This window comes from Aliiroseovarius sp. (assembly GCF_030148435.1).
GTDB lineage: Bacteria > Pseudomonadota > Alphaproteobacteria > Rhodobacterales > Rhodobacteraceae > JASBTN01.
The window spans coordinates 1-9,849 of sequence record NZ_JASBTN010000046.1; the positions used below are offsets into that span (position 1 = coordinate 1).

At 63.5% G+C, this 9,849-nt stretch carries 11 protein-coding genes, 1 tRNA gene and 1 pseudogene; 6 read left to right on the forward strand and 7 right to left on the reverse strand.

What is annotated here, in order from left to right:
• Positions 1–157 precede the first annotated feature (157 nt).
• The 4 genes from Q1V43_RS08385 to Q1V43_RS08400 all read right to left on the reverse strand — a co-directional run bounded on the left by Q1V43_RS08385 (position 158) and on the right by Q1V43_RS08400 (position 4,062).
• A tRNA-Thr gene (locus Q1V43_RS08385) sits at positions 158–233 on the reverse strand.
• A gap of 195 nt (positions 234–428) precedes the next feature.
• The gene (locus Q1V43_RS08390) at positions 429–1,988 is read right to left on the reverse strand and encodes a heme biosynthesis HemY N-terminal domain-containing protein (protein WP_300516460.1); all 1,560 of its coding nucleotides are present in this window, start codon (positions 1,986–1,988) and stop codon (positions 429–431) included.
• A 10-nt stretch (positions 1,989–1,998) separates the two neighbouring features.
• On the reverse strand, positions 1,999–3,282 hold the full coding sequence (locus Q1V43_RS08395) for a hypothetical protein (RefSeq protein ID WP_300516463.1): 1,284 nt from the start codon (positions 3,280–3,282) through the stop codon (positions 1,999–2,001).
• A 78-nt stretch (positions 3,283–3,360) separates the two neighbouring features.
• A complete protein-coding gene (locus tag Q1V43_RS08400) occupies positions 3,361–4,062 on the reverse strand; it encodes a uroporphyrinogen-III synthase (protein WP_300516465.1) in 702 nt (233 codons plus the stop codon).
• Positions 4,063–4,133: 71 nt separating this feature from the next.
• Here Q1V43_RS08400 and tsaD point away from each other — a divergent pair, with 71 nt between their 5' ends.
• From tsaD to Q1V43_RS08425, 5 genes are read left to right on the forward strand one after another with little or no spacing between them, the layout of a single operon-like run.
• Positions 4,134–5,231 (forward strand): tRNA (adenosine(37)-N6)-threonylcarbamoyltransferase complex transferase subunit TsaD, encoded by a 1,098-nt coding sequence (gene tsaD / locus Q1V43_RS08405; RefSeq protein ID WP_300516467.1) that lies wholly within the window; start codon positions 4,134–4,136, stop codon positions 5,229–5,231.
• Positions 5,228–6,169 (forward strand): NAD(P)H-dependent glycerol-3-phosphate dehydrogenase, encoded by a 942-nt coding sequence (locus Q1V43_RS08410; protein WP_300516469.1) that lies wholly within the window; start codon positions 5,228–5,230, stop codon positions 6,167–6,169. Before tsaD ends, Q1V43_RS08410 begins: the two co-directional genes overlap by 4 nt.
• Entirely contained in the window at positions 6,170–6,439 is a 270-nt protein-coding gene (locus Q1V43_RS08415) for a YciI family protein (protein WP_300516471.1), read from the forward strand.
• The gene (locus Q1V43_RS08420) at positions 6,436–6,855 is read left to right on the forward strand and encodes an EVE domain-containing protein (RefSeq protein WP_300516474.1); all 420 of its coding nucleotides are present in this window, start codon (positions 6,436–6,438) and stop codon (positions 6,853–6,855) included. Before Q1V43_RS08415 ends, Q1V43_RS08420 begins: the two co-directional genes overlap by 4 nt.
• A gap of 45 nt (positions 6,856–6,900) precedes the next feature.
• Positions 6,901–7,296 (forward strand): DUF1761 domain-containing protein, encoded by a 396-nt coding sequence (locus Q1V43_RS08425; protein WP_300516477.1) that lies wholly within the window; start codon positions 6,901–6,903, stop codon positions 7,294–7,296.
• Between the two features lie 264 nt (positions 7,297–7,560).
• Here Q1V43_RS08425 and Q1V43_RS08430 read toward each other — a convergent pair whose 3' ends face one another.
• Together Q1V43_RS08430 and Q1V43_RS08435 are read right to left on the reverse strand one after the other, a co-directional pair.
• A complete protein-coding gene (locus Q1V43_RS08430) occupies positions 7,561–7,902 on the reverse strand; it encodes a DUF2853 family protein (protein WP_300516479.1) in 342 nt (113 codons plus the stop codon).
• Positions 7,881–8,006 (reverse strand): hypothetical protein, encoded by a 126-nt coding sequence (locus tag Q1V43_RS08435; protein ID WP_300516481.1) that lies wholly within the window; start codon positions 8,004–8,006, stop codon positions 7,881–7,883. Before Q1V43_RS08435 ends, Q1V43_RS08430 begins: the two co-directional genes overlap by 22 nt.
• 144 nt (positions 8,007–8,150) lie before the next feature.
• Between Q1V43_RS08435 and trpB the strand changes: the two genes are divergently transcribed.
• Complete coding sequence (gene trpB, locus Q1V43_RS08440) at positions 8,151–9,356, forward strand: tryptophan synthase subunit beta (RefSeq protein WP_300516483.1); 1,206 nt, start codon at positions 8,151–8,153, stop codon at positions 9,354–9,356.
• Positions 9,357–9,487: 131 nt separating this feature from the next.
• On the opposite strand, the pseudogene Q1V43_RS08445 reads toward trpB, so the two are convergent.
• Positions 9,488–9,808, reverse strand: a pseudogene (locus Q1V43_RS08445) (adenosylhomocysteinase); the annotation flags it as partial.
• Positions 9,809–9,849 lie beyond the last annotated feature (41 nt).

Here is a 9,849-nt window from a genome sequence, read left to right on the forward strand (position 1 = left end):
GTCGAGGTCATCCATGGGGTTTGGATAGTCGAAAGTGGATGTCGCGAAAAGCACGCGTAACGAGGGAAATGGAGCGCGTACGGGTGGTTAAAAGGGTGGATGAAAAAACACCCGCACTCCCTAAATTGTTGAATATATTTAGAAATTTAAGGAGAGATGGTGCCGGTGATAGGACTCGAACCTACGACCCCATCATTACGAATGACGTGCTCTACCAGCTGAGCTACACCGGCATCCTTCTCTCGTTTGGCCCTACTATGGCCCTACTAGTTACTGTGTGCCTTCTCTAACTCATTGGCTTCAAACGTCAATCACGAGCGGACCCGCTACTTACGAATGCGTTGCTCTACCAGCTGAGCTACATCGGCACGCGCGGGGTCTTTAGCATCCCCGCGAGGGATTGGATAGCCCCAAAATTGGGGCCATCCTCAGTGTTTCACTTCCACTTCCGGGGCCAGGATTTCACCGTCCACGGGCGCGTCGGGTTCGACGTAATCGGCGTGCGGAGGTTCGGGCGTCGGCTCGGTCGCGCGCTCCGGATCCGACTTTGCCGCCTCGGTCTGTTCCGCCCCATCCACCACGTCGACGTCCGCCTCCGTCGGATCGGAAGTCGGTGCAGCTACGATCAGGGGCAACATGTCCGAACCCGCCATGACAGAAGCTTCGCTTTCCGGCGGGGTCTTCCAGGACAGCGTGTCGAAACCGCCGCAGTTGTCACAGACCGGCACCCAGGTGCCGTGGATGTGATTGCAGTTGTCGCAGACCCATTGCGGGCCGCGCGGGGCGGTCACGGCCTTGGCAAGCCAGGCGCGGATCACCGCATCATCGGCCCCTTCACCACGTTCGATTGCAGCCATCAGGGTCAGCGACCGCTGGGTCGGCTGGCTTTCGGCCAGGTCGCCCAGGGCCGTACGCGCGGCGGAGAAATCCTCGGCAGCGATATGCAGCTCGGCCAGCAGCATGCGGGTGTCCGCATCGCCCTCGCGGTGTTTGGTCAGGGCACGGAAGCGCTTGAGCCGCGCGGCGGGCACCTCGTCGGGTTCAATCGCGGCAAAAGCGGCGGCCAGGTCCGGGTGGGGCTGCGCGATCCAGGCCTTGGTGATCACCTTGACGGCCTGACGTTTCTTGCCCTGTTCGACAAGGGCGCGGGCAGCCAGGGCTGCGGCAGGCACCAGATCGGGGCTCTGCTTGTTGGCCTCGATGGCGGCGAGCTGTTCACCCTCTCCGGCCTCGCCGTTCAAAAGCACACCCGCTTCGGACAGGGCCAGCACCGCATCCCGGCGCTTGTGCACATCACGCGGCAGGGCGCCGTATTTCAGCTTGGCACCCAGGGTCTGGCGCGCGCCGGTCCAGTCGCCATTGTCGGCCTGCAACTTCAGCAGCGTGTCCTGCGTGTCTACATGGCGCGGCTGCAGGGCGAAGGCCTTTTCGGCCAGTTTCATCGCCACGTCGGTATTGCCCTTGGCCAGTTCGGCCTTCATCAGCCCGCGCACGCCGACGAAACGGGTCCGGTTGTCACCGAGCAATTTCTTGTAGGCCTGATCGGCGCGGATCTTGTCACCCTGCATCTCTGCAGCCTGGGCGACCAGCAGGGTGGTCAGCTCGGGCTTCTGCAGGTGGCGTTCGGCCTTGGTGGCCTTGGACAGAGCAGCCGCCCCGTCGCCCGAGGCCAGCGCCATCATTGCCTCGCCCACCTCGCGATAGCCCTTCTGCTCGCGGTTGCGATCGAAATAGCGCGAAATGGCGGTTTCATCGCCGTTCAGGAACTTGAACACCGCATGCAGGAAGCCCAGCACCATCAGGCCGAGCCAGACGACGACAACCAGCAGCACCGCACCAATTGCCGCCTGGAGCACGCCCAGTGACAGCTCCCACCCTCCAAACTGGATGAGCAGCCCGCCGTCGCTTTCCATCAGCCATTCGGCCCCGATGGTCAGCGCGGCAACGGCAACCACGAAAAGGATGATCTTGAACAGGGACCACAGCATCGTCGTTACCTCACTTGTTCACTTGGGTGGCGAGCACCTGGCCCGCATCCAGGGCCGCCGCGCGGGCCTGGGCAGTGGAAATCCAATCGGCCAGCGCCGGTTGCGCGGCCTTGGACAGAGCGGAAAGCTCGCTCAGAGCGACCGTTATCTGCCCGTGGCGCAGGGCCTCTTCTGCGCGCGAGAGCACGGCGTCGGCATCGTCGCCCTCCTTCGGTTCCAACGAGCGCACACCCAACTGGGTACGCAGGAACGCCTGGGTACGGCCCATGGACCCATCTTCGACCGCCGCGCGAATGGCGATGTCGAGCGCGGCCCGCGCCGCTTCCGGGAAACTCTCCTGCAGCGTGGCAAGCGTCGGCACACCATCGGCGGCCATTTCGGGCAACGGGTCCGGCAGGGGCGCGCCGATAACATCGGAAAGCTCCTTGGCGGCCTCGTCAAAGGGCGCGCCACTGTCCAGCGCGGCCAGGACATTGGCAAGGGCGGCACGCGTTGCCGCGCTGGCCGAAAGGGCCTGAGCGTCCTGCTGTACCGCACTGACCTTGGCGAGTTCGGCTTCGAACATCGCGCGCAGCTCGCTCAGTTCGCGCTGATAGGCGGCGGCGGCCGCTTCAGCCGCCTCGGTGCCATCGCCGGTCGGCAGTTTCTCGACCGCGGTCAGCCGGGTGTCCAGATCGGCCAGCGATGCGGTCACACCCGCAAGTGTTTCGGTCAACCGATCCACCGCATCATCGCCCTGCAACACGGCAATTGCCGCCGCAGCGTCGCCATTCGCCGCATCCAGCGCGTCCAGCCGGGCCGACTGCGCCTCAACCGCCGCGGCCAGGGGGTTCGGTTGCTCGGCAGCCTCCGGAAAGGGCCATTGATCCGGGTACTGCGCCCCGACAAAACCCAGACCGGCGGCAATCACGCCACCCAGAACCATCGGTGCGAACCCGCCCCGGCGCGCGGCGGGTTCGGCGACCGTCGGGACTGGCTCCACATGGGATTCAATGGCCGGTTCGGAGGGCGCGGACGTTTCTTCTGCAATCTCTTCGGGGCTGTCCTGCCCAGTGTCGGTCCCATCACCGGCCTCCTCGGCCCGAGGGTCATCTTCCGCCTCGACGGGATCCTCTTCGTTCAGGACAATTTCAGGCAGGTCTTCGGCCGTTTCCGCCTCGGGCGCATCCGCACCTACAACCGTGTCCGGCTGACTGTCCTGCGGTACATCCTTGGATGCGGTCTGGTCCGGGATCACGGCGCCCTCAACCGGATCCTGCACTTCTTCCTTCGGGGTTTTCGGGGACTTGGCCACGTGTCTGAAACCTCTCGAATCTATCCGGCGAGTTTCCTCGCCCTCGGTTCTCAACCCTATATGTGCGCCGGTGGCGCCTCAAGCAATCTTGCCGCGCAGGGCTGCGGCAATCCGCTCAACCATGACCGGGCCCTCCGGACTGGCGCAAATCTCGACATCCCGTCCGGTCACAGCCGCATATTCCTGCGCCACGGCCGGCGACAGGGCAATGACATGCACCTGTGGCCCCGGCCGCGCCGCCTGTGCAACCAACCGGGCCGATCGTGGAGAATAAAGGGGAAGAACCAGCGGCCCGTCCCCTTCGATCAGCCGAATCGCATCGCGGGTCATCTCCACCGTCTGCTGCGCATAGACCACCGCCTCATGCGTCTCGATCCCGGCCGAGCTGAGCATCCGGGCGATTTCGCCCCGCGCGTGTTCTCCACGCATGTGCAAAAGCGGCGCGGCCACGCCGGTTTCCAGGATTCGCTCCACCAGCCGCGCGGCGTCCAGCGCCACGACACCCAGGTCGGCACCACGCTCCTGTGCCGCTTCCCCGGTGCGCGCCCCGACACAATGTACCCGACGCCCGGTTAGATCCGGCGCCGCCGCAACTCCGTTGACCGAGGTCAGGATCAAACCGGCATACCCCTCCGGCCTGACCGCGACCTCGCGTTTTTCGATCTCCAGCACAGGGGAAATCAGACAGGCGATATCGGCGCCCAAAACCTCATGCACATCCGCCAACACGCGGCGCGATTGTGCCTCGGGTCGGGTGAGAAGAAGAATGGATTGGCTCATGAAACCAGTGGGATTGTCTGAAACACCCTCAGGTGTTACCCCGGCAGAACCCTTTGCGCAATGGCGGTGAGATGACTGATAGCGTAACCATCCTGGGGCTCGAAAGCTCCTGCGACGATACCGGCGCGGCGGTGGTGCGCCATGTGGCCGGTCACGCGCCCGAGATCCTGTCCAACGTGGTGGCCGGGCAGACCGAACTGCACGAGGCATTCGGGGGCGTCGTGCCCGAAATCGCAGCCCGCGCGCATACGGAAAAACTGGACCTTTGTGTCGAACAGGCGTTGGCGCAGGCCGGTCTGCGGCTGGCCGATCTGGACGCCATAGCGGTCACTGCCGGGCCCGGGCTGATCGGCGGCGTGCTGGCCGGGGTCCTGTGCGCCAAGGGGCTGGCTGCGGGCACCGGGCTGCCGCTGATCGGGGTCAACCACCTGGCGGGCCACGCCCTGACGCCGCGCCTGACGGATCAGGCCGCTTTTCCCTATCTGATGCTGCTGGTTTCGGGCGGGCATTGCCAGTTCCTGGTCGCCAGGGGGCCGGATGACTTCACCCGTCTGGGCGGCACGATCGACGACGCCCCGGGCGAGGCTTTCGACAAGGCCGCCAAGCTGCTGGGCCTGCCGCAACCGGGCGGGCCGTCGGTGGAACGCGAGGCCTGTGTCGGCAATGCAAAACGCTTCAAGCTTCCCCGCCCGCTGCTGGATCGCCCCGGCTGCGACATGAGCTTTTCGGGTCTGAAAACCGCTTTGTTGCGCGAACGGGACCGGCAGGTTGCCGAACATGGCGGGCTGCGTGTGCCGGACCGCGCCGATCTTTGCGCCGGGTTTCAGGCCGCCGTGACAGATGTCCTGGCGGAAAAGGCGCGTCGCGCCCTGCGCGAATACGTGACCCTGGCGCCTTCCGAACCGGTTCTGGCCGTTGCCGGAGGCGTGGCTGCAAACCAGGCCATTCGGGGCGGGTTAGAGACTGTTTGCGCCGAATTTGACACGCGGTTTCTGGCCCCGCCCATTGCGCTTTGCACCGACAACGCCGCCATGATCGCCTGGGCGGGGATCGAACGCTTTCGCACCGGCCATCGCGACGGGTTCGACCTGGCAGCACGACCCAGATGGCCGCTGGACCGCAGGGCTCCCGCCATGCTTGGATCGGGAAAGAAAGGGGCAAAGGCATGAGCATATCCATCCTTGGTGCCGGCGCTTTCGGCACGGCGCTAGCGATTTCCATGGCCCGCGACGGGCGACCGGTCACGCTCTGGGGCCGGGATGTCACGGATATGGGTCGTGAGAACACCCGCCGCCTGCCCGGCCATGGCTTTCCCGACAGCCTGCGCGTGACTTCGGACCTTGCCGAAGCGGCGCTATCGGAAATCCTGCTTCTTGCCACGCCAATGCAGCAACTGACCGGGTTCCTTGAAGCAAACGAGACCCTGTTTCACCGGAAAGTACTGGTTGCGACCTGCAAGGGCATCGACATGCAATCCGGCCTCGGCCCGGCCGAAATCATCGCGCGGACCGTGCCGGACGCCAGGCCCGCCATCCTCTCCGGCCCCAGCTTCGCCGTGGACATCGCCGCTGGCCTGCCCACCGCGCTGACCTTGGCGGTCCGGGATGGCGGGGCAATCCAGGCGGGCCTGTCCACCGACAACCTGCGGCTGTACCGCTCCTCCGATCTGATCGGGGTCGAGTTGGGCGGCGCGCTGAAGAATGTCATCGCCATCGCCTGCGGGATTGCCATGGGCGCGGGTCTGGGCGAAAGCGCCCGCGCGGCTCTGATCACCCGCGGCTTTGCCGAAATGCAGCGGTTCGCCGCCCTCAAGGGCGCCGAGCCGGAAACCCTCGCGGGCCTGTCCGGCTTCGGCGACCTTGTCCTGACCTGCACCAGCCCCAAATCCCGAAACTATGCTTTCGGGCAGATGCTGGGCCGGGGCGAAACACCCCCGGACAACACCACCGTCGAAGGGCGCTGGACCGCGAAAGCCGTCTCTAACCTGGCCCAAAACGCCGAAATAGACATGCCGATCACCGATGTGGTTGTCGGTATCGTCGATCAACACATCACCATCCGGGAGGGAGTGGACATGCTGCTCTCCCGTCCCTTGAAGGAGGAATGAATGCTCATTGCCGTGATCTGCACCGACAAGCCCGGCGCGCTGGAAACCCGTCTGTCCAACCGGGACGCCCATGTGGCCTATCTGAAGGAGACCGGCGCCGTGCAGGCCGGACCCTTCCTGAATGACAAGGGCGAGATGTATGGCTCTCTGGTGATCCTGGACATGGAAAGCGTCGACGACGCCCGGGCGTGGGCGGCGGATGATCCCTATGCCAGGGCCGGGCTGTTTTCGGACGTGCGTATCGAGGAATGGAAGCGGGTGATCGGATGAATTTCTGGCTGTTCAAATCCGAGGTCTCGACCTGGAGTTGGGACCAGCAGGTCGCCAGGGGGGATGCCGGCGAGGAATGGGATGGCGTGCGCAACTACCAGGCCCGCAACCACATGCGGTCCATGAAACTGGGCGATCTGGGTTTCTTCTATCATTCGCAGAAAGAAAAAGAGATCGTCGGCATTGTCGAGGTGATCGCCGAAAGCCACCCCGACAGCACAACCGATGACGACCGCTGGGACTGCGTCGACATCAAGGCTGTGCGGAGCCTGCCCAAACCCGTGACGCTGGCCATGTGCAAGGAGAATCCGCGCCTCGCGGACATGGTGCTGGTCAACAACACCCGCCTGTCGGTGCAACCCGTGACCGAAGACGAATGGCAGATCGTTCTGGAATTGGCAGGCGACACGGACTGAGTTCCCGCCCATACTGTCTCGCATAACGCGAACAGGGAGAGATACATGGGAATTGTCAGCGTGTTCGTGGCCGCCATCGCGGCCTATGCTTTCGGCGCCATCTGGTACATGGCGCTTTCGAAACCCTGGATGGAGGCCGCCGGGGTGGAGACCGGCGCGGACGGCAGGCCGGTCAATGCCTCGGATCCGAAACCTTATGTCGTGGCCTTCCTGATGGCCCTTCTGGTCGCTGGCATGATGCGCCACATCTTCGTGACGGCGGGGATCGACACATTGGCCAAGGGCTTCATGACCGGGTTGGGCCTGGGCCTGTTCATCGCCGCGCCCTGGATCGTCAACAACGTGATGTTCAGCAACCGGTCGAAACGCCTGATCTGGATCGACGGCGGCTACGCCACTGGGGGCTGTGCGGTGGCCGGTCTGGTTCTGTCGCTGTTCTGAAAAAAGAAGGGGTCCGACCCCTCGGACCCCTTCTCCACCCCACGTGCTCCCTCAGCACCGCACGTGTCTCTGAAATCTAGGGTCCGACCGTCCTGGCCTTCGAGTTGAACTTAAGCAAATGCCGCGAGTCGGGCAAGCTTGCTATCTCAAAAAATTCATTCAAATTCAGTCGGTTACGGGTAAGTCCCTGTTAACCAAACGAAAGGGGCGCGCGGATACCGCACGCCCCTGAAACCCTTGGGAAATCACCCCCACCGGGACGGCTCAACCGTAAACGGCTTCCTTGCCGAAATGCTTGACCAGCATGTAATAGACCACGGCGCGGTACTTGTTGCGCTCGGACCGGCCATAGGTGTCGATCACCGCGTTGATCGCTTCCATCAGCTGCGGACCGTCGCTCAGGTCCAGTTTCTTGATCAGAAAGTTCTCCTTGACGGTCTCCAGCTCGCTGTCCTGCGTCGCGGCGACGGTCGAGGCATCGTCATTGTAGATCGCCGGACCGCAGCCGATCGTCACCTTGGTCAGCAGGTCCATGTCCGGGGTCATCCCGCACTTGTTCTTCAGATCATCCGCATATTTGGCGATCAGATCGTCACGTTTTCCCATGTCAAACTCCTGAGTTGCAAAAATTCGGGCCCATCAAGCACGCCGAGCCCCACCGACGACAGGTTAGGGGCATCGCTGGCGATCACAAAGGGAAAGATTGCCACGCTTTTCCCCTTCACCCACCTGACCCAACGTCAAGAGGAGCGCAAGATTCTTGCAAAACCGGCCGGCCGGTCGAAATTTTCCGCTTGAGCCTTGTGCGTAAACCTTGTCAGATCGCCCGGAAAATAAGCAGAGGACGGACCGGCATGGGCTATTTGAAATCCACCCCGAACAAGGACGGCTTTTTTGGTGACTACGGCGGCGCAATGCTGCCGCCACCACTGGAGCCGCATTTCAAGGAAATCCGCGAGGCGTATGAGCGGATCTCGAAATCAGCCGATTACATTGCCGAGCTGCGCCACATTCGCAAGCATTTCCAGGGCCGCCCGACGCCGGTCTCCTACTTCAAGAACCTGTCCGACCTGGTCGGCGGTGCGCGTATCTATGCCAAGCGCGAAGACCTGAACCACACCGGCGCGCACAAGCTGAACCACTGCATGGCCGAGGGTCTGCTGGCCAAGTTCATGGGCAAGAAGAAGCTGATGGCGGAAACCGGCGCCGGCCAGCACGGCGTGGCCCTGGCCACCGCAGCGGCCTATTTCGGCCTGGAATGCGAGATTCACATGGGCGAGATCGACATCGCCAAGGAAGCCCCGAACGTGACCCGCATGAAGCTGCTGGGTGCCCAAGTGGTGCCGGTCGGTTTCGGGGGCCGCTCGCTGAAGGAAGCCGTGGACAGCTGTTTCGGCAGCTACATGGAACAGGCCGACACCGCGCTTTTCGCAATCGGCTCGGTCGTGGGGCCGCACCCGTTCCCGATGATGGTGCGAGACTTCCAGCACGTGGTCGGCGTCGAAGCGCGCGAGCAGTTCCTGGAAATGACCGGCGAGCTGCCCGACATGGTTGCCGCCTGTGTCGGCGGGGGGTCGAATGCGATGGGCCTGTTCTCGGGCTTCATCGACGACGAGGACGTGTCGCTCCATGGTGTGGAGCCGATGGGCACCTCGTCGAAACTGGGCGAACATGCCGCGACGATCACCTTCGGCGAGGATGGCGACATCCACGGCTTCCGCACCATGGTGCTGAAGGACGAAAAAGGTGAACCGGCCCCGGTCCACACGGTTGCCTCGGGCCTGGATTACCCGGGCGTGGGCCCGGAACACGCGCACCTCTATCGCACCGGAAAGGCGAACTATACCGCCTGCGATGACAAGGAGGCCCTGAACGCCTTCTTCGCGCTCTCGCGCCACGAAGGGATCATCCCCGCGCTGGAAAGCGCCCATGCGGTGGCTTTCGCCATGCGCGAGGCGCCCAAACATCCCGGCAAGTCGATCCTGATCAACCTGTCGGGCCGTGGTGACAAGGACATCGACTACGTGACCGAGAACTTCGGCTTCGGCGAGGACCTGTAACCGCCGGGGCACCAAAAATACGAAGGGGGCCTTGGTGGCCCTCTTTTTTTTGCGCGGATTTCCCCGCTGTTACGAAAAAACGCCGCCCGTCACGGAAACGGGCGGCGTTTCATTTCATCCCGCTCCCGAGGTCAGTAGCGGTAGTGTTCCGGCTTGTAGGGCCCCTCAGGGGTCACGCCGATATAGGACGCCTGGTCTTCGCTCAGCGTGGTCAGCTTCACGCCGATCCGCTCCAGATGCAGGCGCGCGACCTTTTCATCCAGGTGTTTGGGCAGGATGTAGACGTCGTTGTTGTATTCGTCGCCCTTGGTCCACAGCTCGATCTGGGCCAGCACCTGGTTGGTAAAACTGGCCGACATCACGAAGGACGGGTGGCCGGTGGCGTTGCCCAGGTTCAGCAGGCGCCCTTCGGACAGAAGGATGATGCGGTTGCCCGAGGGCATCTCGATCACGAAACAAAATATGCCTTATGCCGCCATTGTACTCTTGGAGC